26 protein-coding genes are annotated in these 23,422 nt (G+C 37.5%); 8 read left to right on the plus strand and 18 right to left on the minus strand.

All coding sequences use genetic code 11. From position 1 onward, the window contains the following. The 6 genes from M899_RS03855 to M899_RS03880 all read right to left on the minus strand — a co-directional run bounded on the left by M899_RS03855 (position 1) and on the right by M899_RS03880 (position 6,307). Complete coding sequence (locus M899_RS03855; protein WP_021270051.1) at positions 1-1,083, minus strand: diphosphomevalonate/mevalonate 3,5-bisphosphate decarboxylase family protein; 1,083 nt, start codon at positions 1,081-1,083, stop codon at positions 1-3. After that, complete coding sequence (locus M899_RS03860; RefSeq protein ID WP_021270062.1) at positions 1,064-2,104, minus strand: GYDIA family GHMP kinase; 1,041 nt, start codon at positions 2,102-2,104, stop codon at positions 1,064-1,066. Before M899_RS03860 ends, M899_RS03855 begins: the two co-directional genes overlap by 20 nt. A 10-nt stretch (positions 2,105-2,114) precedes the next feature. Then, entirely contained in the window at positions 2,115-3,440 is a 1,326-nt protein-coding gene (locus M899_RS03865; protein WP_021270155.1) for a hydroxymethylglutaryl-CoA reductase, degradative, read from the minus strand. Positions 3,441-3,442: 2 nt separating this feature from the next. Continuing rightward, on the minus strand, positions 3,443-4,447 hold the full coding sequence (locus M899_RS03870) for a type 2 isopentenyl-diphosphate Delta-isomerase (protein WP_021270047.1): 1,005 nt from the start codon (positions 4,445-4,447) through the stop codon (positions 3,443-3,445). Positions 4,448-4,573: 126 nt separating this feature from the next. Beyond that, positions 4,574-5,272 carry an SAM-dependent methyltransferase gene (locus tag M899_RS03875; protein ID WP_021269982.1) on the minus strand — a complete coding sequence of 233 codons (699 nt, stop codon included), beginning with the start codon at positions 5,270-5,272 and terminating at the stop codon, positions 4,574-4,576. Between the two features lie 87 nt (positions 5,273-5,359). Continuing rightward, positions 5,360-6,307, minus strand: coding sequence for a phosphatase PAP2 family protein (locus M899_RS03880; protein ID WP_021270126.1), 948 nt, complete (start codon positions 6,305-6,307; stop codon positions 5,360-5,362). 16 nt (positions 6,308-6,323) lie between these two features. On the opposite strand from M899_RS03880, the gene M899_RS03885 reads away from it, so the two are divergent. Both M899_RS03885 and M899_RS03890 read left to right on the plus strand, forming a co-directional pair. Continuing rightward, complete coding sequence (locus M899_RS03885) at positions 6,324-7,475, plus strand: THUMP domain-containing protein (RefSeq protein ID WP_021270020.1); 1,152 nt, start codon at positions 6,324-6,326, stop codon at positions 7,473-7,475. Then, the gene (locus tag M899_RS03890) at positions 7,460-7,840 is read left to right on the plus strand and encodes a hypothetical protein (RefSeq protein WP_021270018.1); all 381 of its coding nucleotides are present in this window, start codon (positions 7,460-7,462) and stop codon (positions 7,838-7,840) included. Before M899_RS03885 ends, M899_RS03890 begins: the two co-directional genes overlap by 16 nt. On the opposite strand, the gene M899_RS03895 is transcribed toward M899_RS03890, so the two are convergent. The 6 genes from M899_RS03895 to M899_RS03920 form a co-directional block, all read right to left on the minus strand. After that, the gene (locus M899_RS03895; RefSeq protein ID WP_021270157.1) at positions 7,830-8,639 is read right to left on the minus strand and encodes a substrate-binding periplasmic protein; all 810 of its coding nucleotides are present in this window, start codon (positions 8,637-8,639) and stop codon (positions 7,830-7,832) included. The two genes, M899_RS03890 and M899_RS03895, sit on opposite strands and share 11 nt — an antisense overlap. 154 nt (positions 8,640-8,793) lie before the next feature. After that, positions 8,794-10,161, minus strand: a complete 1,368-nt coding sequence (locus M899_RS17455; RefSeq protein WP_021270063.1) for a trypsin-like serine peptidase — start codon at positions 10,159-10,161, stop codon at positions 8,794-8,796. Between the two features lie 137 nt (positions 10,162-10,298). Next, a complete protein-coding gene (locus M899_RS03905) occupies positions 10,299-11,510 on the minus strand; it encodes an amidohydrolase family protein (protein WP_021270024.1) in 1,212 nt (403 codons plus the stop codon). Further along, complete coding sequence (locus M899_RS03910; RefSeq protein WP_021270044.1) at positions 11,510-12,265, minus strand: hypothetical protein; 756 nt, start codon at positions 12,263-12,265, stop codon at positions 11,510-11,512. The genes M899_RS03905 and M899_RS03910 overlap by 1 nt, the downstream gene beginning before the upstream one ends. Further along, positions 12,249-13,430, minus strand: a complete 1,182-nt coding sequence (locus M899_RS03915) for a U32 family peptidase (RefSeq protein ID WP_021270131.1) — start codon at positions 13,428-13,430, stop codon at positions 12,249-12,251. Before M899_RS03915 ends, M899_RS03910 begins: the two co-directional genes overlap by 17 nt. Then, positions 13,431-14,657: a U32 family peptidase gene (locus M899_RS03920; RefSeq protein ID WP_021270000.1), complete on the minus strand. Its 1,227-nt coding sequence runs from the start codon at positions 14,655-14,657 to the stop codon at positions 13,431-13,433. It abuts the gene before it with no gap. Between the two features lie 112 nt (positions 14,658-14,769). On the opposite strand from M899_RS03920, the gene M899_RS03925 reads away from it, so the two are divergent. From M899_RS03925 to M899_RS18325, 3 genes are all read left to right on the plus strand, one after another. Then, positions 14,770-15,897, plus strand: coding sequence for a hypothetical protein (locus tag M899_RS03925; protein WP_021270142.1), 1,128 nt, complete (start codon positions 14,770-14,772; stop codon positions 15,895-15,897). Positions 15,898-15,916: 19 nt separating this feature from the next. Further along, a complete protein-coding gene (locus M899_RS03930) occupies positions 15,917-16,339 on the plus strand; it encodes a cyclic nucleotide-binding domain-containing protein (RefSeq protein ID WP_021270132.1) in 423 nt (140 codons plus the stop codon). A gap of 63 nt (positions 16,340-16,402) precedes the next feature. Next, entirely contained in the window at positions 16,403-16,579 is a 177-nt protein-coding gene (locus tag M899_RS18325) for a hypothetical protein (RefSeq protein WP_021270028.1), read from the plus strand. 40 nt (positions 16,580-16,619) lie between these two features. On the opposite strand, the gene M899_RS03935 is transcribed toward M899_RS18325, so the two are convergent. Beyond that, positions 16,620-16,949 carry a hypothetical protein gene (locus M899_RS03935; RefSeq protein WP_021270140.1) on the minus strand — a complete coding sequence of 110 codons (330 nt, stop codon included), beginning with the start codon at positions 16,947-16,949 and terminating at the stop codon, positions 16,620-16,622. Between the two features lie 143 nt (positions 16,950-17,092). On the opposite strand from M899_RS03935, the gene M899_RS03940 reads away from it, so the two are divergent. Continuing rightward, positions 17,093-17,971 carry a M48 family metalloprotease gene (locus M899_RS03940; protein WP_021270072.1) on the plus strand — a complete coding sequence of 293 codons (879 nt, stop codon included), beginning with the start codon at positions 17,093-17,095 and terminating at the stop codon, positions 17,969-17,971. A gap of 55 nt (positions 17,972-18,026) precedes the next feature. On the opposite strand, the gene M899_RS03945 is transcribed toward M899_RS03940, so the two are convergent. The 4 genes from M899_RS03945 to M899_RS03960 all read right to left on the minus strand — a co-directional run bounded on the left by M899_RS03945 (position 18,027) and on the right by M899_RS03960 (position 21,441). Further along, on the minus strand, positions 18,027-19,220 hold the full coding sequence (locus M899_RS03945; RefSeq protein WP_021269937.1) for a L,D-transpeptidase: 1,194 nt from the start codon (positions 19,218-19,220) through the stop codon (positions 18,027-18,029). A gap of 185 nt (positions 19,221-19,405) precedes the next feature. Further along, positions 19,406-20,101: an FKBP-type peptidyl-prolyl cis-trans isomerase gene (locus tag M899_RS03950; protein ID WP_021270154.1), complete on the minus strand. Its 696-nt coding sequence runs from the start codon at positions 20,099-20,101 to the stop codon at positions 19,406-19,408. A 90-nt stretch (positions 20,102-20,191) separates the two neighbouring features. Then, entirely contained in the window at positions 20,192-20,965 is a 774-nt protein-coding gene (locus M899_RS03955) for a 5'-nucleotidase, lipoprotein e(P4) family (protein ID WP_021269985.1), read from the minus strand. A gap of 8 nt (positions 20,966-20,973) precedes the next feature. Further along, the gene (locus M899_RS03960) at positions 20,974-21,441 is read right to left on the minus strand and encodes a ribonuclease H family protein (protein ID WP_369795315.1); all 468 of its coding nucleotides are present in this window, start codon (positions 21,439-21,441) and stop codon (positions 20,974-20,976) included. A gap of 358 nt (positions 21,442-21,799) precedes the next feature. On the opposite strand from M899_RS03960, the gene M899_RS03965 reads away from it, so the two are divergent. Both M899_RS03965 and M899_RS03970 read left to right on the plus strand, forming a co-directional pair. Beyond that, entirely contained in the window at positions 21,800-22,288 is a 489-nt protein-coding gene (locus M899_RS03965; protein WP_034727710.1) for a 6-pyruvoyl trahydropterin synthase family protein, read from the plus strand. A gap of 9 nt (positions 22,289-22,297) precedes the next feature. Next, positions 22,298-22,984 carry a M14 family murein peptide amidase A gene (locus M899_RS03970; protein WP_021270026.1) on the plus strand — a complete coding sequence of 229 codons (687 nt, stop codon included), beginning with the start codon at positions 22,298-22,300 and terminating at the stop codon, positions 22,982-22,984. 29 nt (positions 22,985-23,013) lie between these two features. Here M899_RS03970 and M899_RS03975 read toward each other — a convergent pair whose 3' ends face one another. After that, positions 23,014-23,418, minus strand: coding sequence for a hypothetical protein (locus tag M899_RS03975; RefSeq protein ID WP_021270151.1), 405 nt, complete (start codon positions 23,416-23,418; stop codon positions 23,014-23,016). Positions 23,419-23,422 lie beyond the last annotated feature (4 nt).

Raw genomic sequence — 23,422 nt, forward strand, 5'->3', positions numbered from 1 at the left:
TTATAAATCAAGGGCCCCTAAACCGACTCTATCATAAATAACTTGGCCATTTTCTAAAAACGATACAAGCTCATCTTTGATAAATGTTCTTACCTCTTCTTTAATATTGGCAGGGTAAAGAAGATGGATATTTGGACCAGCATCAAGCGTGAAATATACAGGAAGCTCGGTTTGAGCTCTGAACTCTCTAATCTTCTCGATTATAACAAGTGTGTTGGGTCTCATTAAAATAAATGAAGGTGTTGAGTTCATCATCAGACCATGAAGCTCCAGCGCTTCTTGCTCAAGAATTTCACCAAAAACCTTTAAATCACCATTTTCAAGGGCCCATAGGATCTTTTCAATATTTTCTTTTGCATGATCAAAACGAACACTCGCAAAAGGATGATCTTTCATCAATGAGTGACCCACTCTTGAAGAAACGGCCTTTTCCTCAGAAGAAACAATCAAAATTGAATCTTCATATGTCTTAAAAATATCATGAATCTTAGTCAGTGGACTTGCAAAATATAAGGAGCTATTTTCATTGGAATACTCTCCCCATGTGGCCGCATAAGGGTAAACTGAGCGGCATGCACTTCCAGAGCCAAGTCTTGCGATATATGAAGCTTTTTGTAGAAATTCGGCCTCATCTTGTAAATTTCCAAATAGCTCACGCTCTAAAGAACACAAGCACAGTGCAAGGGCACTCATACTAGAAGCACTTGATGCGATCCCTGTCGAATGTGGAAAAGTATTTGATGAATTAAACTCAAGATCGAGTTGGGCCAAAAAAGGAAAAATATCGAGAATACTTGTTAGAAATTTTTCTATTTTCTCTTTAAACTTTGGAGCCTCTTTATTCTCAAAAAAATAACTTAAAGAAATATCTTTAGATTTAAAATCTTTGAATGAATAAGAAAGATCCATAACTGTTGTGCTCTCACTTAATGTTAGAGACACAGAGGGATTACAAGGAAGCTGTGTTGCAAACTTTCCCCAATATTTTACAAGAGCAATATTAGAAGGCGAACGCCATGCGAATCGCCCAGTCTCTACTTCTTCTTTGAGAAGTAGATTTTTATTAATGTAATGTTTTTCCAAGTTCAACTCCACTATTATCAACTTGAGAACCCGACATGATTAATTCGCGATAAGGAATAACAACATTGAATCCTTTGTCTTCGAAGTACTTCATGGTTTCAGACTGGTCTTTATGAGATGTAACAAGAACAAAGTCACCACCCCATGCGCCAAGAGATTTAACCTCGCCCCAATAATCTGAAAAATATTCAGTCTTTGCTGGTACTAAATCTAGAGTCTTTGAAACAAAAAGCTCGTGTGCACGAATCAAAAATTCAAATTCAGAAAGAGTCTCACATTTTACAAGATCTGTAGTGATACTTGAAAGAGTTGAAATAACTTCAGGAGCGTAAGGACGCATTTTATTATAATATTCAATCGCCTTTCTTGAGTTCTGCTTCTTTCCTAAGTGAACAAAAAATAATTGTTCTTTAAAGCTTGGATTAAATAACGTTTGAGACCACTGAGGACCTGTTGAATTCTTTTTATAAAGAATAGGGCCTTCTGACTGGGCACACGCGATGTCATAACCAGACCCGCCTTGAGTTTTAAATAATAATTCAAATGGAGAAACGTAGGCCCATTGTGCAAGATTGTAGATAAGAGTTGAACTTGATCCTAGCCCCCAATCTCTTGGAAAGTCTAAAACAGTTTCAACGTAAACATCAACATCGTCTCTTAGAAAATGTGAATTTTGAGATCTCGCCTGACGCAATAGCTTTTGCAATTCGACCATATCATCAGATGGATTTTCATCTAAAATATTAAAACGCCAAAATTCAAAATTGGCCTCAAACCACAATTTGCCATGGCAATCATATGACTTCCAATTAAGTTTAGGCTCAAATGAACTTGAATAGCGCACACTTAATGATTGCCCTAGTTTAGTAGGAAGGGCCAAAGCATCAGCACCATCAAGGACGAAATACTCACCAGAAAGAAGAAGCTTTCCATGACCAAAAAAGTATTGGTCTCTGCCCGTGCTAAGAAGCCCAGGATTGTTCCCTATATGACGAGATAGGATTTCGTTTTCAGTAAGCATGTCTATCCTTTTACTGTAAATTTCTTAATTTCGCTAAAGTCGCTCTTACACCTTGAAAAGACACAACCTGATTTTCAAACTCTCTTTTGACAACTTCTCGTTCTTCTTCGGTTGCCTCAAGTTGATTTAAAATATTGATAAGGTGCATTTTCATATGACCTTTTTGAATACCAGAAGTCACAAGAGAGCGAAGTGCTCCAAAGTTTTGCGCAAGACCTGAGGCCGCAACAATCATCATTAGCTCTTTAGCTCCAGGTCTTCCTAGCATATCGAGTGAAATTTTTGCCATTGGATGTAGGGCCGTGAGTCCGCCAACTGTTCCAAGAGCAAGAGGAATATCAATCCAAAATTTGAACATGCCATCTTTTACTTCACAGTGAGTAAGAGACTTGTACTGTCCATCTTTTGCGGCATATGTATGACCGCAGGCCTCAATCGCTCTGAAATCATTACCCGTAGCAAGAATAACAGCATCAATTCCATTGAAGATACCTTTATTGTGTGTTGTTGCGCGGTTTACATCGATATGGGCAATACGAACTGCTCTTTGAAATTTCTCAACAAAAAGCTCGGCACTCATTTCTAACCCTGAATCTTCTAGTTCTTTAACAGGACATTCAACCCATGCTTGGACACGACAATTTGGTGTGTAATTAGATAGAATGGCCATTACAACTAAAAGTTCTTTTTCTGTACCAACAAAAAGTTCACTTTCAAAAACTTGATCTCTCAGTGATTTTCCAATGGACTCAAGAACAGAGTTGATAAAATTCGCTCCCATGGCATCACAAGTTTCAAAAGTGGCCCACACTTGGTAATAACCATCTTCTTTATCTGTGTGATCACGAAGTTCGATATCTTTTAAACCGCCACCTCTTTTTTCCATATTTTGAACAAGAGGTTTAACGTATTCAAGAATTTTTGGTTTTGCAGTTTCATTGAAGAAAGAAAATAATTTTTCACTCTCACCTTTCCAGATGAAATGAACTTGGCCAACTTTTTCAGTATCAATAATTTTGGCCTTAAAACCACCACGATCTTGCCAAAACTTAGCAGACTTTGCACAAGCTGCGACAACAGAACTTTCCTCAATAACCATAGGAACACAGTAAATCTTATCATTTAAAAGGAAGTTCGGTACAACACCATAAGGGGCGTAAAAATTTGTGATGGTATTTTCAGAAAAGTCATCAAAAATTCTTTGTGCTTCAGCATCATCATGCCAAAAGCTTTTGATCGTTTCTGAATTTTTAGAAGAAGATTGAAGATAATTCTCAACAAGGAAATTAATCTTCTCAAGCTTAGTTAACTTTGAAAATCCTGATACAGTTTTCAAATCTAGCTCCTTACTCTTAAGAATTGATTGGCCATCTTTAGTCCATCAATTTGTTGTTTACAGTAATATTTTAATTTTTCGTAGTCTTCGTTTGCATAAGTCAAAAAGCTTCTCGCCTGTCCGTAAACGGCATTTGCGTTGATCTGTGACAATAGAAAATGACCGTCTAAGAAGTCCTTAACCCCACCTGAGATTATAAACTCTCGGCAAAGAATATCTTTTTCATTCTCTAAAATAGAGTTTACAAAACCAACCATCTCAAGGGCGCTGTGGCCGACAAAAGAGAGAGGGCCAAAACCTGTTTTGACATTCTCTTTATCACGCAACATTTCTAATTTTGAAAAGTTTGTGCCACCAAGAGCGCCAAATTCAATAGCACTGATGGGCATTTTCATAAGAAGCTTCAAACTCTCAGGGCCCATCCCCTGACCAACTTCTTTTACAATAATTTTGCCTTTATAAATTTCAAGAAAATCTTGAATAACTTCTAAAGACGGGCGAGGCAAAAAGTCACCTTCTGGTTGAAAGAGCTCTTGCATTGGGTTGAGATGAATAATTAATCCATCAACATCCAGGCGCCCAAGAACATCAATAAGCTTAGAAACCATGCCGTTTATTAGCAATTCATCTATTTGCACAATTCCAAGATTTGCAAAAAAAGGAAGATCCTTTCCAAGAATAGGCCTTAAATTGAAATCGTTAAAATACTCATCACTTTCTAAAAGCGGACGACACGAACCGAGCCCCATACCGAGACCAAACTCATTGGCCGCGTTCGCAAGATTGCGATTTATATGTCTCGCCTGACCCGTTCCCCCAGTCATCGAACTAATCCAAAGAGGATTTTGCATTTTCTTACCGAGAAAATTAAGTTCAAGTGAAGTGTTTGTTTGATGTGAACCAAGAAGTGGCTCGTAATAAAAACGACTATCGGCCAAAGAAGCACCAAACTGTGCCTTCTCAGTCAAAAGGATGTGATCTGTTTTTCGTTTATCTATCGTTGTCATGACGGGGTTTTTCTACCACGTCTGACGGGATTCGTCATGATTTTTTTCACCCAATATTTGTCATAAAATCAATGAGTTAAAAACAAAATCAGGTAAATAGGGCTTGTTTCCTACGGCACGGTCCTCTCATGGGGCCAAAACAAGAATAAATTCTCTTTTAAACTCTTTTAATTTTGAGCGGATCTGCTTAACAGGCCCAAAGAGAAGTTCTTCATTTTCACTATTTAAATCCATGGCCAAAAAGACATTGCGCTTTTTATCAATTTTATTTTCGAGCTCCTCAAGAAGCTTTTTTAATCGGTAAGGAGTATCCATAAGAACTGTTGTGATCTTATTTCCGACAATTTCATCCATGGCCAATGCACGTTCAGGATCTTTGATGGGAAGAAAGCCTGCAAAAAGAAACTTATTATGATCAATACCTGAAAGAGCAATGGCCAATGAAATTGAATTTTGAAATGGTGTTGCAGTGACCTTAATATTTTGCTCATGACACAACTTCACAAGATTTTGACCAGGATCGCAAAAGGCCGGTAAACCACCATCACTCATAAGATAAATATTGTGACCAGACTTTAATTTCTTTATAAGATCAGGGGCCAATTTTTCACTGGTGTGTTCATTGAAAAGAACAAAATCCTCTACAACCTCACGAGGAAGCTTCCATGACAACCATCGACGACGACCAGGCTTTAAATCCTCTATGACAAAAATAGAATTTTCTAATTCATCAGTAGCGGCCTTTAACAAAAGTGCGTGGGCGACTCCCTCTAAAGGGTTTGTTTCATCAATAGGTGTTGGAACTAAAACCAGTTTTCCACTCATGGGGCCTCTCAAAAATTTGTTTTGTAGATCATAGCTTTTTTTTTATCAGACGTTGAGGTTCATTGAGTCATGAAGACTTTTAATGAATCAATAGCGCCACTTACGCTTATGCCTTACAACGACAGGTTGTGGCAAAAGCTTACGGCCCAATTTATAGGATAAAATGGACAATGGAACGGCCGCCAACAGATCAAGGGTATAGTGATAGCGAAGAGAGACCGTAGCAATGATCATCCCTAGGCCAACAGCGAGAAAGAGATAGCGGTAATGGTTTTTAACACGAAACATCCATCCCGTTACAAGTAGGGCAATTCCTGTATGGCCTGAAGGAAAACAATCAATAAACGTGGGTTGTCCCGATCTTATTAGATTGTTAAAAAACTCTCCGACAAAAGAAAAAGGAAGAGCAGTCGTGAAAAATTCTTTTTGAAAAAACTGAGGCCCACTGACTGGAACCAAGATATACAAGAGAAAGTTGATATTAAAAAAAATCAAAATACTTGAAAGGTAGCGCCCTATTTTAGGCCTGCGATCATCTTCAAGTTGTATCCAGTAAGCAATTCCTCCAAAAAAAGGAAACAAAAAGTATGTGATATAACATGATTGGATATAGTCATAAAAAATCGTGGAAAATACACCGTGACCTGCCATAAATCTTTCAATAACAATTGCAATTGGCGCTCCATATAGAGCTTCATCAATCTGCGCAAACAAAGAGTCATATCGTCTGAGTCCTTGGGCCATTTCATCAACCATGCCACAAAAAGTGTAGTTAACGACTATAACAATCGTCATGATAAGGGCATTGAGAACAAAGATTGAAGTAGGACTTTTACGCACAATCTGATCGCGAAAATAGTAGAAGAGCATGGCCACAAAAATTGGAATGAGGGGAATAAAACTTATTTCACCATAATTAATGGCACTTAGAAAAAAAAGAAAAGTATTTAATGCACAGGTGAAAAGGATTATTCGCCCAAGGCCAAAGTCTTTGCTATAATCATCCCAAGCAAATTGGATCTTTTGTTCAAACATAAAAATAGTATGCCATATGACCGATCAAAAAATAAAGAAGACATTTCATATCATTACGCCTGTGGGTTTTGAGAATTTAGCAAAAAATGAACTCCTGCACTTGTGGCCCTGTGCACCTATTACAAAATTAGAAAAAGGTGCCCTTTGTATTGCAAGCGAGGAAATGGAATTTTTTCGCCATATCCCCTATTTAAAGATTCCGACTAAAATACTCATGGAGATCGACCAGTTTATTTGTCGTGACATAGTTAAATTCTACAACAAATTGACTAAAGTTAAATGGAATCAATTTCTTTTTGGACAAATTCCAGAATTTGCCATTAGTGCAAAAAACTCTCGTCTGTTTGATTCGAGAAAAATTGAAGATTCTGCAAAAAAGGCCATATCAAATTATTATAAGGCCCAACCGCCACAAAAAAAGTATGCAGATATTCTTGAGTCATTACCTCCAAGTACAATTCACGTTCGAATTTTAGATGATAACTGCACACTCTCAGTTGATCTCTCTGGTGAAAGATTAGATAAACGAGGACTCAAACTATTTACAAGTGAAGCCCCTGTGAGAGAAAACTTAGCGAGTGCTTGCCTCCAATTTTCTTTTGAACAGATAAAAAATCAAGGTGATGAAATAGAGAGTATCATTGACCCTATGTGCGGATCTGGAACTTTTCTTTTTGAAGCTCTCATGAAAGATTTGCCACAAAAAAGAGAATTCTATTACAAATATCTATCAAGCTATAAATTAGAAAAAAAACATGTCTATAACTACCAGGGGCGTATTACAAAATTCATTGGCAATGAAATTTCAGAAAATACCTTCAAGGGTTTAGAAAAAAATATTAAGGTCTATCAATCGCTTTTTACCCAGACACTACCAATTCAGGTCATTCATGGGGATGCGACTCATTTTGTCTCAACAGACTCTACAAGTTCTCTACTCATTACTAATCCACCTTATGGAAAAAGAGTAAAAGTCGAAGGAAGTACTAAAGATTATTTTGATGAGCTAATGGATATCTATGATAAGAACTGTGCTCCAAATTATATGGCCTTTTTAATCCCAAAAATTATTCCAAATCCTAAGAATAAAAACTATCGATTTTTAGATGCTCTAAACTTTTCAAATGGTGGGATTGATGTAAAACTTCTGTTATGGAAACGAAAATAGCAAAAGTTTTAATCACAATATTATTCTTTAATTTATCGGCCTTTGCAGGTGACAAGGATGATAAATTCCTGTGCACCATGTTCAAGGCCTATGAGTACAAAGACATAGTCGTCAATATGCCAGGTATTGATAAAACAAAACACTGCTCATTTTCATGTATCATTGCTCTTGATTGTGGTGTTGTTGAAAGCTATATCGCTGGTGTCGCCAAAGAAATATACGATATTTTCACACCAGGAACTCCTGATATAAAAGATATAGAGGCCAATGTTCATGGAATAAAACTGGCGGCAAAGAAAATTGCAACCTCAGAAGAACAATGCATGAATATTTGCCATGAAAATTATGGCCTGGTTAACGACTAAGAAGTTCGTAATTCTCTCGCTGTAGTCGATCGAGTGTACCGTCCTCGTGCATTTGAGCAACACGGGTATTGATATATTCGAGCAATTCTTGATTGGCCCACTTAGAGGCCTTAGAAATAGCAAAATACATCCCGGTTGAAACGACCCGTGTTGGAAGAATATCAATTTCATCATTGATTTTCATTTTACGAGCAATCACTAAACCAGCATTAAGGCCGGCCACAAAATAATCTGCCCTATCTTTTAACAAAAACTCAAAACACTGCGCTGTTTTCGTCAGACGAGTCATATTGAGCTTCTTTTTAGAAAAATTATCAAATTCTTGTCCAAAACTATCATTAATAATACTGACACCTTTCTTGCCAACAAGATGATCATATTTATCAAAGTAAAACGGACGACCACGTTTTACAAAGATAACTGTATCGTCCATAAGAAATGGAGCTTTTTGAAAAGCATAAACTTTTTCTCTATCTGAAGTTTTATATGGAGGTAGAAGCATATCCACTCTGCCTACACGAACTTCTTCCTGGGCCCTGCCCCAAGAGTTGACATTAACGCTCTCAACTTTAACTTCAACTTCATCAAGAATGAGACGTAGAAGATCAAGAGCGATCCCTTTCATTTTTTTATCTTTATGATCAATCCATACAACTGGAGCGTAATCGGGATGAGACGTAACTTTAAGGGTTCTATTATTAGGAAATTTTGTCTGGATTAGTTTTTGCTTCAAGGCCTCATTTGCTGAAGCTCTAGTTATGAAAGAAAATATAGAAAAAAGAAGAATCGCTATTTTCATGCGTTCATTATACTCAGTCAAGAAAACTTAATAATAGTAGAAACTGAGTCTTAAGATAAAATTGAGTTAACTCACATAAGAAACCTATTAGTTATTGAATAAATTACAGGGCCTTAGCAGTCATTAACCGAAAGACCCTTAGAGAAAACAAAGTTTAAATTTCAGATAGAAAACTCGCCACAATTGTTGCCAGTGTCGACTCTTGGTCGCATGGACCTTCAATAGCATCAATCCATTCTTTAGCATCGACCGACTTGAAGATATGATACACACATTTATTAAAAACGCGCTGGCCTGAGACTGATAGGCTGTCATGGGAATAAGTATTCATCTGCATAAAAGAACTTTGATCTTCAGTATACTGTCCACTCACAAGGGCGATGGAGACTTCCTCTTCACTAGGAATATTTCTTTGAGGTAAGTCCTTCACATGAGTAATTCTAGTGACATCTTCACCACGACATTCATCATCAGCACAGGTGAAAACCTTACGACATGAAACACCATTTTCAGTGACTGTAATGTAATCATTTTCACCACGAACAAGAATCCCCTCCACGATTCCTGTAGCGGAATCAAAAACTGGCGATCCAGAGTTGCCTCCAAATGTATCAAGATTTGCAACGAAAAAAACATCATTGTCCACACTACGAACATTGGCCCCATCGGCGACTTTAACTGGAAGGCCTGAGGGATGGCCAATGACCACAAGAGGAGCGTTATCAGAAATTTCACCCTTCGTTCTAAACTTCAAGGCCTTGCGATCAGTAACTTTCCTGTCCAGACGAATCAAAGCATAATCCATTTTTGTAGAAGAAGATAATTCACGCGAAACAATTTCCTTACAATTAAATACACTTTTGTCTTTATCAACTTTCTTTGTATCGTCAGAAAAATCAAAAACCCATGCATAACGTTCGCAATCACTTGAACCAGTAACACAATGTCCTGCTGTGACAAGGAGATCTTCTCCCACTAAAAAACCTGAACAACGAGCAGGATTAATCTGCTCTACAAAGCGCTCACTCTTACAAAGTCCCATAGATGAACCTATCGTTGATGAGCTTAATGAACCATCTGCACTAATTTTATCTTTACTAATGTGAGCGGCAACAGATTGGGCCAAATCTCGATGAAGAGGGTTAGAAACAAATTGCAGGTCAACTCTATTATCTTTGCCATAGACGACTTCAGGAGTAATCAAATTTTTCTTTTTCGCACTAGCGCTGTTGCTAACACTTATAAGAGACAAAATGCGTGTGGCCTCTTTTTTAAATTCAACAATCTTTCCAGTTTGATCTGTACAAGAGGCCAAATCTCCTGCAACAGTAGTTAACTTTTGAACACTTGTTTTAAATTGATCAATTTGAGAATGTGAAACCTCTTCTTGATGAAGAGTTTGAAACTGAGTTTCTAGGTCAGAAATCGTTTTTAATATATCTTCATGACAAGCAACTTTCTCTTCGCATGAAGTCAGTAAGAAAACAAAACTCAAGGCCAGTAATAAATTCAATCTTCCCATGATTCCCCCTTGGTGAGATCATTATAGAAAGTGAAGAGCAAAAATAAATCTCAAGTATTTAAAAAGGCCAAAAATAAGGTCTAATGTCAGAAAATATTATGAACTAGGGCCTTTGTGCCACCAAAAGGCCCATTTTATTAAAGAAATGGAGACTCAAACGCCTTGGCCGATAGAGTTTTACCCGTTTTAGGGTGGCGCACATTTCGATTGAGAACAAAATGAAATAGAAGAGGATTTACTCCATAGATTTCATCATAGGCCTTTTTCTCATCAGAACTAATAAGACCCATATTAAGCAATTGTGAAGTTCTATAAATCCAATTAATCGCAGGTAATGGATAATCTGAACCGTAACCAATGCGATGGTGAAACTCAGGATGCTCCATTAGAAAATAGAGAGGCTCTCCAACACGTGCATGGATCAATAAGCTCGACATTTCAGCGAACATATTTTTCTCATACTTTTTATCTTTGAAAAGACGCCAAAATAAGTCGTGGCAATCAACAATAATATCATTATTGTCATAATCATGACATGGTCCGCGGCTGGCAAGATGTGCAACTAAAACCTTCACCCCTAAATCAAGAGGAAGCCTCAACTTAAGTGGGTTTGCTAATTCTTGATAGCTCTCACCTTCTACGGCCTTCTCCTCTCCGGCGTGTGTAAGAAGAATCATATTATACTTCATCATCATTTTGTAAAAAGGAATAATGTCTTTATCAGAAGGATCCATGCCCATAGCATTGGGTAACCATTTTACAAAACGGATTCCTTTTTTCGCATACTCTTCGAGTTCGATTAGCGCATTTTTTTTATAAGGATGAATCGAAACGACGGCATTGAATAGCCCTGGATGTTTTAGGGCAATATCATAGACATAACTATTGGGGACATAAAACTCAGAATGTTTATAATCAATTGAACCATCTTTTTTATAGTGATAATCGAAGGCCAAAATATTGGCCTTAATCTTTTTAGGCATATTCTTTTGCAAATCGACAAGCCTGGCCACAAATTCAGCATCAGCATGATTTTTATTTTCTACACCAGATGCACTTAAATAGACATTGAAGCGATTATACTTACCAAGATGGGCCCACCACTTTTTCATATCAGGATTTAGCCACAAACCACTGTGATCTGTCCCCATACCCGCCACATGGGCATGAAGATCCACAACTTTTTCCATGTCGATACCCTGAAAACTCTTTTCAATTAGCTCATGGGCCTTAGGAGATAAACGTTCATTCCATTGATCTGGTCTAGCGTTAAATTTTCCACCAAGATTTCCATATAAAAGGCTGCATGAAGTTAGTAAAAAAACTGTAATAAAAATCGTATATTTCATTAAAATAACCTTAAACCGTTTATTAAATTATATTTAAGAAGAAATAGTGCACTACCATGAGTGTGATCTTCAATATTTCTAAATAATCCAACACCAAGACCATAGCTCCATACATTTGACGTTTTCTGCATGAGAAGACCTCTATAAGAACTGAAATCATCAGTGTTCTTACCTTTTGCATAGATTTGCAAACCACCAATCAACCATTCTTTGTAGGGCCTAAAACCAATAACAAGAGTATGAATATCTTGACGATCACTTCTTGTGAGTAGAACTCCTGAGAACTCGTCTGAAAATAATGACGCCTCATCTTTGTAGCTTATAAACTCTCGCCTAAGTTGATAAAGCATGACCCAGTCTTTGTAGGCCAGGGCCGTGTTCAAAGAGAAAATATTTTTCCCAACAGAACTGCTACAATTAGTGGCCTTACAATCACGACCTTGCACTTCTTTCAACGTACGATGACCCTGCATTCTTGTGTATGAGAATCCAAAAAATGAAATAGGAAAAAATTCGACACCTGCACTTGCACTATTTACAAGTAGGCTTGATTTGAGATGCACAAAAGGCCTGATATATCCGTAAAGAATTTTGTCTTTATCCCAAATTTTTTGGCCATAACCAAACTCTCCTTCGATGGCCGCTCCTGAAGGATATGATCTTGCGCTAGCTCCAAGTCGAGTATCAAGTTGGGCCATAACCTCGCTTCCCATAAAGAAAGCGAGCAGGGCCAATACACTAATCCAGGTAGACATTAGACTTCACACTTATACCAGAGACATGAGGAACAAAAACAACCATACCATTGGTCGCCTTATCCACATTCATGTGAGAAGAATTTTTGATTTCTGTAACTTCTAGTGTTTTTTCTTTCCCTTCCGGAGTTCTAAAGCGAATGTTTTGCCCGACGACGAGCGCCCTTTCACTATTGCGAATAAGAATACCAATATGTTTTTTCTTATTCACTTCCATGACATCACCTAAATAGCTGCCATCTTTTCTAAGAATCTTAGTATTTTTAAGCTTTGAAAAAAGAGCATCAGACTTATTCACATTGTAGTAACCACGAATAACGGGAACGCCATAAATCTTTTTACAGACATTAGCTAATTCAACATCAGGAGAAGTCGCGAGCTTTGCTATTTCTGGCAATAAAGCTGACTTATTTTCAAAAAAGCGAAGATCGATGCGAACATACTCGAGGCCCATTTCCTTTAACTCACCAAAGTTTTCAAGAAGGCAGTGGTCCTTAATATTGAACATAAATGTTCCATGCATATTTTCAACAATAGGAAATCCACTATGGGGAGATTCTTCACTTGATCCCTTAATCTCGATTGGTCTTTCATGAACACTTATAACTTCACTATCGTCGTGATCTATGAGATGCGGAGTCAAAAGTGATCTAGGAGTATAGAAAAGTAGAATTCTTCCTAATCCTAAAAATTCAATCGGAGTTTTTAATTCTTGCAAATAACTAGCAAGTTTCTCTTTTGGAAATTCGATTGAAAGGACAATCCTTTCAACTCTATCTTTTGCTAGAGAAATCCATCTTTTAATCCCAATGAGATTATGATTTCCCGTTTCTAAATTTAGTTGAATTTTATGATTTGGCAAATGTTCAATAACATAGTTGATAGCACCGGGATCTTGTACGCGAATGGCATCAAATAGAGAAAGGTCTATTTCTTTAAGCCTGCTTACGATGGCCTGAAATCTAGTTTCAACCATTAAAACATCCCACTCAAAAACTGGTCGAATACCATTTTCTTTTAATTTTTTTGCGAGCTCATTTACTTGATCTATTTTGATTCGACCAAAACGTGAAAACAAATCTACACCAACAATGGCCTCAGTGATCTTATTTTCAACAAGTACTTCAACTTCATCAATATGATTTATGTATGTGATAATCTTCATTTAAACTCCGGCAACAGCAAGACACTTTGCCCTTACAATATTCCACTGCATGGCCCCATCTACGTAAGGCACTTTTACAAGATAGCCTGGTTTCGTTTTTTCATAAGGCTCATCCATAATTGTTGTAACGAAATCAACATTAAACATACGAGCATTACCTGAGAATGGAACTAATTCAAGAGAATCATTTGGCCTAAACGCCGAGCGCACTTCTAAAACCATGTGATCATTTTTTACGACATCTAGAATAACACCGGCAACAACATACTCGTTATCATCGTGCTCTCTTTCTGTATAAATTGAATCTGCACCGGCCGGCTCGACTAATGAAGCAAGCGTATAATCTCTATGAGTGATTTTACGAAGTTCTGTTTCCCATTCTTTAATATCTTCACTCAAAAGATGGCCATGTTCTTTATAAAAGTTAAGAGCATCTGAATAGACTTTTGAAATCGTCCCGACATAGTGGTGTGACTTCATTCTTCCTTCAACTTTAAGTGAATCAATTTCACCTTCAATGAATTCCTCTAGAACGCGAATCCCTTCTAAATCCTTTGAACTCATAAAATAGGCCTTAATATCTTGGGCCTTAGCTCTTTGGTCGTCAGAAAAATCCAGACCATATTCAAAACGACATGAGTGAGCACAACCGCCGCGATTACTGTCTCGCCCTTGCGTATAATTAGAAATGACACAATTTCCAGAGTAGGCCATGCACATTGATCCGTGGATGAACATTTCAACTTCAAGACCAGATTCTTTTTTAATTTTTGCTGCTTCTTTAACAGAAACTTCACGCCCTAGAACAACTCTTTTAACACCCATCTTTGCCCACAGCTTTGCGGCCTCAACATTTAGGCAACTTGCTTGAGTCGATAAGTGAACTTCTAGATTCGAATTTTCAGTTACCGTACTGATGACACCCAAGTCTGATACGATAACAGCATCTACATTTACTTCATCAAGAAATTTTAAGAACTCAGGCAGCTCATCAATTTCTTTGTCATGTAAAAAACTATTTAAAACAACATATACTTTTGCATTTCTTGCGTGGGCAAATTCAACCCCTTCAACAAGCTCTTCAAGTGTAAAATTATCGGCCGCAGATCTTAGGCCAAATTTTTGACCACCAAGATAGACAGCATTCGCACCATAAAGGATGGCGACTTTTAATTTCTCTAAATTTCCGGCCGGCGCCAGAAGTTCTGGGACCCAACGATCACTCATAAAATACCTCAAAAATAGGACAGAAAAACCCGTCTTTTAACTACCAGATTTTTCAAATACAATAAAGGTATTCGTTCATTTTTTATAGTTAAGTAGCTGGATTAGTATTTAGATGTTTAAAAAAATTAAATATATTATCTTGATAACATTACTGGCCGGTGCTGCCTACGGTGCCTATACTGTTTATATCACACCAAAACAGATTATCCCGCTTCCGTACAAGATGTCATACAGACCCCTCGCCAATGAAATTGAAGCGGCCCAAAACGCCGATATTTTGGTTATTGGCGACGCGATGGGACGCACTTTGGACGCCTATTTGCCAGAAATTATCGACAAGGCCAGTGTTAAGCTTAGAAACCCGCTTACAATTTATAATTGGTCCAAAGAGCATGAGGGCCTTCATAGGACTCTCTACAAAATGCGCTATTTAAAAAAGTGGCCAAAACTAGTCCTCTACTTTGGAGGTTCAGAAGAAAATTATGAACTGGCAGCGTGGCCAGGTGATTTTGATAAAATCAAAATCAATATTGAACGCTATAGCGATAAAAGAATCCTTTCAACGATAATGACATTTCCGTGGTTATCAAAGTTCGTCTATAAAGCAGTTAAGCAAATAACAATCAGAGATGAAGTTAAGCCGTTTGAAAAAGAGACTAATTTCTTTTTGCGCCAACGAATGAATGAGCTGGCCTTTAGTTTATTTAAAATTGAATTCGATTATCTCTTGACTCTAGGTCGTGAACACAATTCACGCTTTATCGTCATTACCCCGCCAATTAAATTAGATCAGACGCCAAAAGAAGTCTGTGACAACGCAACTTCAAATTCAGTAATTATCGAGCAAAATGATATTAAAAATCTTATTGAAGCAGGTCTAGATAAAGACGCTCACCAAAAAGCATTGGAACTGCTCTCTGTAACTAAAGGCAACGCTTTTTCTCACTATCTTGTTGGAAAAACGGCCCTGAATTTGGGTAATTACAAAAAGGCCCGTGACGAGTTAACCATGGCCCATGCCTTCGATTGTCAAATGTGGCGCGCCCATCCGGTTATCAATAGTATTATTAGAAAAAGTGCTGAAAGAGAAAATATTAGATTAATTGATTTTGATCAAACCATGGCCCTCTTATTAGGTCGAGAACTTCTCTTTTTTGATGAGAAAACTCCTCAGCACATTTACTTTAAAGACTTGCAGCGAAGCATCTTATTGCAAGTAAAAGAAGTTTTTAAATTATAAACCTATTGAGGACTAGAGCATGAATTACGAAACAATCAAATATCCAAAAGATCATATAGTTTGCCGCCAAGGTGATGTGGACAACGACCTCTATCAGGTGATTGATGGAGAATTACTTGTCTTTGTTGTAGAAGGTACAAAAGTTCATCCAGTGGCCACTTTAAAGAAAAATGAATTCTTAGGTGAACTCTCTTACTTTGATCACCAAAAGCGCTCTGCCTTTGTTGTGGCAACGACAGAAGTAGAACTTTTAAAAATCCCAGTGGCAAATAGTTCAGAGATATTTCCAAAGTGGCTCTACCACATGGCCTGTGACATTACGGCCAGAATTAGAAAGGCCGATGAGCTTATTCAAAAGCATGGGCTTAAACGCAAGAAAGTCGATACGATCAACTCACTTTCCATTGATGAACAACGATATTTCTATAACTTAACGAAATAAAACTATTTCACTCAAGTATTTTGCAGAAATGACGATAGGGTATGTGCAAACAAAGGATGCCTTATGAAAAAAGTAATTTTTTGCACGATTCTTGCTGGAATTTTTGTCTCTTGCTCATCTTCAAACTTTAGAATGCCACTAAGTGTTTTAGAAAAACATGATGAAAAACAGGCCAATCTTACAGAAAGACAATTTCGTCAGATTGAATATTTCAATCGAGAGCACAAAGAAAAAAAATAGGCCCAAGCGGGCCTTTTTTTTTAAAAGAAATCACTTTGTTTTAATCAAGAAGTGAAGAGAAATCAAAAAGATCAATCACATCAATGGCCGGTTCTTCATAAGGATGGGCCTCAATAAGAGCTTTTAAGGCCAATTTTAGTACATCATCTTTACAAATCATCTCCACTCTTAGTTCATCAACATACTCAACTTCATTAACTTTTCCGATAAAAGGATTGGCCCCAGAAAGTGCGCGAAATTGACCTCGTCCTCTTGCTTCAAACGAGCATTGATCGTAGTTTCCAATGACCCCTGCACCTGAGTCAAACAACGCTTTTTTCACTTTAGGGGCCTCATTTACCGGAACATAAAAAACAATTTTCTTTGCCACAGTGCACCTCATAAATTAACAAATTCTTACAACTAACAAAAAACTAACAAACTGATTAGACAAACTAAACAAACAGTAACAAACTTTTAACATTAGGAAATAAAAATCTACGGAAAGAGATATTCTCATTCAGGGAGGAACAGATGAGAAAAATGATCATGATGACGATCCTTGCAAGTCTTTTGGGAACACCAGCATTTGCATGCGACATGGACGGAAAAACTGGTATCGTTGAGAAAAACGATCTTTACATTCCAGTTGGTGAAAAATCAAATGGTGGGATAACTGAAGCAGAATTCAACGAAATTATCGAAAAAGTTGAAGGTATCTACGCTCCAATTATCGAAGCAAAAGGTAAAACTCTTCAGATCGTAAGAAACTGGACAGATGGAACTGTTAACGCTTACGCTCGTCAGATCGGGAACACTTGGGAAGTTCAAATGTTCGGTGGTCTTGCTCGTCACGAAACAATCACAAGAGATGGTTTCGCAACTGTTGTTTGTCACGAAATTGGTCACCACCTAGGTGGAGCACCTAAGAAAGCTTCATGGTGGGGTTCTTCTTGGGCGTCAAACGAAGGTCAAGCTGACTACTTCGGTACTTCAAAATGTCTAAGAAAATTCATGGAAAAAGATAACAACGAAGAAATCGTTGCTAATCTTGAAGTTCCTGCTTTCGCTACAGAAAAATGTGCTGCTAACTTTAAAGATGCTGCTGACCTAGCTATGTGCCAAAGAGGTGCAATGGCAGGTATGTCACTAGCTAACCTTTTCAGAGCTCTAAGAAATATGTCTTCAGAACTTAAATTCGAAACTCCAGACTCAAAAGTTGTTTCGAAAACTGATGACAACCACCCAGCTCCACAATGTCGTCTTGATACTTACTTCCAAGGTGCACTTTGTGACCAAGATCACTACTCAGATGTAGATGAATCAGATGCTACAATCGGTACTTGTAACAGATCACAAGACTATGTAGACGGTGTTAGACCACTTTGTTGGTACAAGCCTGCTAGAATCTAATTGAAAAATTGTTTCTATAAAAAGAAAGGCCTCCAATTGGAGGCCTTTTTTATTCTTAATTTCCGTGGATGTACCAACGATATAACTTATCTTTCAGAGTTCTCTTACGTTTTCCAGACTTTAAACATTTTTTATAGTCTTTGTCATTATCTGTTTCTTCGCGACAAGCATCTTCTTTTTCTTTCTGCTTAGCTTTTACAAGATCAGAAATACTGTAATTGAACATATCATGATAATCATCAGCAGGATGATCTTGTAGTTCTTCGTGTGGAGCTACACCATTCCAATTCTTACCAGTTTGAACAAGATTATCTCTATCAAGTGTCCAATCAGGCTCAGCTTTAGAGCCAACGTTTACGACTCTTTGGTACGGCTTATTTTGCTTTGGAAATGGGTGATCATCTAGATCGCCAGTTCTGTAGCTAACTTCGATTGGCATGTTAGTCGTTGGAGACTTATCTACGAGATAATATAGTGTATAAAGATCATCTAGTGGCATTCTCATACAACCATGGCTATCGAAGGCCCTAACAAATGTGTCAAGATTTGGTTGAACGTGAAAACCAATTCCTGTCCATCCCTCACCAACGTTTTCACTTGTAAGAATTCTAATGAATGGTTTTTTCTTAAAATAGCGTGGCATTTTACGAGAAAACTCTGCAACTCTCTTATCAAGATAAGCTTTTTTGAATCTTGGAGTTAAAAGAGAATACTCATCAAAAAGAACGCCTTCATCAAATGAACCAACACCTAATGGAAAAATCATTTTAGTGTTATTCTTACGATCATAAGCAGTAAGTTTTCTGTCCACAAGTGAAACAGCAAACTCGAAATTCGTGTTGTTTATAGAATACGAAGATGCATATACCTGAAGATCAGCGGCATTTGCACTATTGTAACGAACATCTAAAACTTTAAATTCAACAGCACCACTTTTTAGGCGTACCATTGCACGAAGATTAAGCTTAATATCACTCCCACTTCTTTCGGGAACTTTATCGAAATAAAGATTATGAATTTCCTTAATGCTCGTTTCTTGCATATAGCGTTCAGCATTTTTAAGAAGCTCAGAATTTACAGAAGAAAGTGATGGAACAATATTTCCAAGATAATTAACGACATCGCCTACGCGAACACCAACGACCTTACCTTCGGCCTTATCTGCAAGATCAATCGTCTTGTAACTTGCAAAACTCGAAGACAGGGCAACGCTAGCTACAACAAATAGCTTTGCTAAGTTTTTGTACATATTTCCCCCCGGTATAGTAAAAAACCTTTAAGGGACTAAATACATGAGGGAATGAATATTTGATAGGAGTGTGGAAATAATTATAGAACAACGGGTCATAAGGAGTTAAAAATACAGACGCATTGCGTCACACTGCTAGTAACCCACTAAAAACAAAGGGCCACATAGTGGCCCCTCATTAAAACTTATTTCTTAGCAGCTGGTGCTTTTTGAATATCTAGAAGTTCAACTTCAAAGATAAGTGTCGATCCACCAGGGATCTTAGGAGGTGCACCTTGGTCACCGTAAGCAAGCTCAGATGGGATTACAAGTTTAATCTTTCCACCCTTACCTACTAATTGAAGACCTTCTGTCCAACCTTTGATTACTCTATTTAGAGGAAAGCTAGTTGGATTATTTCTTGCGTATGAAGAGTCGAACTCAGTTCCGTCAATAAGAGTACCTTTATAGTGTACTGTTACTGTGTCTTCAGCTGCTGGTTTATCATTAGATCCTGCAGTAAGAACTTTATAAGCTAAACCTGAAGCTGTTTTTTGAGCTTGCTCAGAAGATACAAATGAATCAAGGAACTTCATCCCTTTATCTTTGTTTCCTTTTGCCATATCTTCAGTTCTCTTAGTTAAAAGCTCTCTGAACTTCATAGCATACTCTTGTGAGTTTACTTGCTCAGGCTTTCCATCTAGAGAATCTTTAATCCCAGCAATGAAAGCTACTTTTTCTGTTTCAGACATTTCAAGAGTCTTGAAACGAGCACCGTGCATAGTACCTACTGAATAGAAAATTTTATTTTCTTCTTTTGAAAGATCAGCTTTTTGCTCACCTTTCATACAACCTGTTAGCATAGCTGCTGACATAAGTGTAAGTGCGAACATCTTTTTCATGTATCCATCCTTTGTATTAAATGAAATCCTTTTCTCTTATATTTTAGTAACATAATCCAAAATGCGCAACTAGGGAATTTTAAACAAATCCTAAGGGTACAAATACTTCTGACGCTCTTGTTCACGCTCTTTATTTTCCTTACTGTAATCGTACTCATGTAAGGCCCATTCCCAATCCCCGTACATTGGATTCGGGAGCACAATAAACTTACGCCCGAATTCCTTTCTAAAATGATCAACTAAAATATTGCGCTCATTTGAATTTTTCTCATCAAACTCCGTCGCAAAATCGGCAAGAGTGTCACCAAACAAAAGTACGATGTTATGAGTTTGGAATACAACTTTTCTTCTCTTATCTTTTGAGTTTGAATGAGTTTTCAAAAAGAGATTTTCTTTTTTCACGGGAAGACCAACTTTTTTCATATTTTCATAAGTCGCTTCAAAGCTCTTAACTTTTCTATTTGAGATATAGAAAATATCTACACCTTTAGATTCAGCATAATTTAAAAACTCAACAGCACCGGCCAAAGGTCTCGCTCTTTTTTCGTCAATCCACTCACTCCAATTCTCATCATTATATGTACGACCTTCTAAAATATTTTTGGCCTGATAAGGAGAATTATCCAAAACTGTTTCATCGATATCCAAAACAATTCCCAATGGTTTTTTGTGTCTTTTTCTAAGCTCACTATCTAAAGATAATTTTGCAGCATTAAACGCTTGGTATGTAAGGGCCCTAACTTCAGCAGCATTTTGCATCCAAAGTGTTGCCGCTTCCATATAAGAAATATCTTCTTTTTTAGAAGAAGAACATCCAACTAAAAGAAGTACCATAGGTACAATCGCGACCATTTTCTTAAACATCATTACTCCTATAATCCAGCTTCATCTAAGGCCAAATTGGCCAGACGATCACAATATTCATTTTGAGGGTGTCCAGCATGGCCTTTTACCCATATAAATTTTAAATTATTAAAACTCTCTGTAATATGATCTAGCTTTTGCCACAGCTCCACATTCTCAGGTGCCTTATTATCGGCCTTACGCCAACCACGGGCCTTCCAGCCAGTAATCCACTTCTCAATACCGTCTACGACATATCGTGAGTCACTATAGACAAACACAGGCGTAGATGCGACTTCAATCTCATTTTCAATAAGAAACTCATAGCTTTGAATTAAACCATTAATGGCCCCTTCAAGCTCCATACGATTATTAGTCGTTTTCATTTCGACACCTGAGGCCTCGAAAATAACTTCACCAGATTGAGTTTGCGCCATTGCTCCCCAGGCCCCTGGTCCGGGGTTTCCACGACAAGCACCATCAGAAAAAACAACCAACGCCCTTTGGAAATCTTTTATTTCGTTAGGTAGCGGAAAACCACCTGGAGTTGTTTCTTGTCTTTCAATTACCGGCCAATCATGATGATCAACTTTATCCATTAAAAAAGAGATGGCCTCTTGAGAGTCACTATCTGAGAACAAACTCTTCATTTCTCTCAATACTTGTAAATACTTTTTTTTCACGAAATATCCTCTGGCGATATTTTTACTTATTAAAGAGCAATCATACTTAAGTAAATCTAATATGATAAGCCAAATATGACATCGACTATACGCACAAACGTTGCGGAATCCTTTGCAACGAGATACCAGTATGATAAAGATGTGAATTCAAAATCAAATTGAAGAGGTCAACTTGAATACGGAATACTCCATTAGAGTTTATAAACAATACTTTAATTTTGCGTCTTCTCACTTCATGCTTTTTAAAGATGGAACACGTGAACCCCTTCACGGTCATAATTACCGCGTTACCCTAAAGGCCGACGCAATTGACCTAGAAGGCGACATGGTTTTCGATTTCCTAGATATTAAGCCGATCGTGAGAGAAGTATGTGATTCACTTGATCACAAACTGTTAATTCCAGGCGAATCAACAATGATTGAAATCTTGGATAAAGACACAAATTACGAAATGAAAACTCTCGATGGAAGTTTCTTTTCTATGCCAAAGACAGATGTTCTCATTCTGCCAATTTTAAATACAAGCGCAGAGAGAATTGCCATCTACATTACTCATGAAATTAAAAGACTAGTTTCAGAACGCTTTAGTTTTCAGTTTAAAAATATTGAAGTTGAAGTTGAAGAAACTCCAGGTCAATGTGCAGTATATCGCTCAGAATAAAGGTGAATCATGAATTTTATTGAACTAAGATCAGGCACAAGCGTTGAAGGTGCAGACATTCACGCTTACAGATCAGACGTTAAAGGTGACAATTATCTTTATCTCCTTGGAGGTGTCCATGGTGATGAAGTTGAGGGTGTTTATGTTTTAAACCACCTCTTCGAATGGCTAAAAACAGATGAGGCCCAAGAGCTACCTATTGTTGTCGTGCCAATTTTAAACGTTGATGGTTACCGTCAAGGCACAAGAACAAATGCCCACGGAGTGGATCTAAACAGAAATTTAGAAACGACAAATTGGAGTGCTGAAGTTCGCCAGGCGAAATACCATCCTGGTACAGGGCCAATGAGCGAGCCAGAAAATAAATATTTAGACAAGCTCTTTAACAAGTTTCCACCAAAGCAGATTATTACATTCCACTCGTGGAAACCACTTCTTAACTACAATGGTGATTGCAAAGAGATTGCTGAGTTTATTGAACAATTCAATAAATACCCAAGTGAACCGGACGTTGGTTATCCGACTCCTGGATCGTTAGGAAATTATGCACCGGAGAAGTATAAGTGTCCCGTACTTACATACGAGTGTCCACTTATAGCAGAAGGAAAAACTCTAAAAGAAATCTGGGATGAAAATGAGCAAGGCCTTAAGGCGATCATGAACTCAGATATGATCAAAAATAAAATCAAATACTAAAATTAAAAGTCCGGCCTGGCCGGACTTTTTTATGCAACTTTTCTTCCCTCTTCTCTATGGGCACGACTATTTAAATAATCCATTATTTCACTTTCGTGTCGAAGGTGAGGAAATGAAACTCTAAAGCCCAACCATAATAGAAATAGGCCACCAATAATCACAATAAATTCATTAAATGCAATCACGCCAGGATGGCCTTGAATCGAATAGAAAGACAGAGATGTAAAATAGGCTCCATAGAAGCAAAACAGATATTGAATATGATTATTGTGAAGCTTCTTATAGGTTAAAAAAGTGTCTATTTCTTTTCTAAATCTTACAGTTTCCGATTTATTCTCAGCATCCATTTGTTCCATTATGGCATTAAAAAACTCTGTTTCGTCAGTTGTTTTTTTAGATTGAGATTGATGTGGTCTTGGTAATACTGCTGGCATAAGT

The organism is Bacteriovorax sp. BSW11_IV (assembly GCF_000447755.1).
Taxonomy (GTDB): Bacteria; Bdellovibrionota; Bacteriovoracia; order Bacteriovoracales; family Bacteriovoracaceae; genus BSW11-IV.

Bases quoted from the DNA above. Each gene is read 5' to 3' on its own strand.
- M899_RS03920 (WP_021270000.1), bottom strand. From the start codon at position 14,657: ATGAGTGATCGTTGGGTCCCAGAACTTCTGGCGCCGGCCGGAAATTTA.
- M899_RS03950 (WP_021270154.1), bottom strand. From the start codon at position 20,101: ATGAAAAAGATGTTCGCACTTACACTTATGTCAGCAGCTATGCTAACA.
- M899_RS03955 (WP_021269985.1), bottom strand. From the start codon at position 20,965: ATGTTTAAGAAAATGGTCGCGATTGTACCTATGGTACTTCTTTTAGTT.
- M899_RS03905 (WP_021270024.1), bottom strand. From the start codon at position 11,510: ATGAAATATACGATTTTTATTACAGTTTTTTTACTAACTTCATGCAGC.
- M899_RS03860 (WP_021270062.1), bottom strand. From the start codon at position 2,104: ATGCTTACTGAAAACGAAATCCTATCTCGTCATATAGGGAACAATCCT.
- M899_RS03895 (WP_021270157.1), bottom strand. From the start codon at position 8,639: ATGAAAATAGCGATTCTTCTTTTTTCTATATTTTCTTTCATAACTAGA.
- M899_RS17455 (WP_021270063.1), bottom strand. From the start codon at position 10,161: ATGGGAAGATTGAATTTATTACTGGCCTTGAGTTTTGTTTTCTTACTG.
- M899_RS03915 (WP_021270131.1), bottom strand. From the start codon at position 13,430: ATGAAGATTATCACATACATAAATCATATTGATGAAGTTGAAGTACTT.
- M899_RS03970 (WP_021270026.1), top strand. From the start codon at position 22,298: ATGAATTTTATTGAACTAAGATCAGGCACAAGCGTTGAAGGTGCAGAC.
- M899_RS03870 (WP_021270047.1), bottom strand. From the start codon at position 4,447: ATGACAACGATAGATAAACGAAAAACAGATCACATCCTTTTGACTGAG.
- M899_RS03945 (WP_021269937.1), bottom strand. From the start codon at position 19,220: ATGTACAAAAACTTAGCAAAGCTATTTGTTGTAGCTAGCGTTGCCCTG.
- M899_RS03925 (WP_021270142.1), top strand. From the start codon at position 14,770: ATGTTTAAAAAAATTAAATATATTATCTTGATAACATTACTGGCCGGT.
- M899_RS03890 (WP_021270018.1), top strand. From the start codon at position 7,460: ATGGAAACGAAAATAGCAAAAGTTTTAATCACAATATTATTCTTTAAT.
- M899_RS03880 (WP_021270126.1), bottom strand. From the start codon at position 6,307: ATGTTTGAACAAAAGATCCAATTTGCTTGGGATGATTATAGCAAAGAC.
- M899_RS03930 (WP_021270132.1), top strand. From the start codon at position 15,917: ATGAATTACGAAACAATCAAATATCCAAAAGATCATATAGTTTGCCGC.
- M899_RS18325 (WP_021270028.1), top strand. From the start codon at position 16,403: ATGAAAAAAGTAATTTTTTGCACGATTCTTGCTGGAATTTTTGTCTCT.
- M899_RS03940 (WP_021270072.1), top strand. From the start codon at position 17,093: ATGAGAAAAATGATCATGATGACGATCCTTGCAAGTCTTTTGGGAACA.
- M899_RS03885 (WP_021270020.1), top strand. From the start codon at position 6,324: ATGACCGATCAAAAAATAAAGAAGACATTTCATATCATTACGCCTGTG.
- M899_RS03910 (WP_021270044.1), bottom strand. From the start codon at position 12,265: ATGTCTACCTGGATTAGTGTATTGGCCCTGCTCGCTTTCTTTATGGGA.
- M899_RS03875 (WP_021269982.1), bottom strand. From the start codon at position 5,272: ATGAGTGGAAAACTGGTTTTAGTTCCAACACCTATTGATGAAACAAAC.
- M899_RS03975 (WP_021270151.1), bottom strand. From the start codon at position 23,418: ATGCCAGCAGTATTACCAAGACCACATCAATCTCAATCTAAAAAAACA.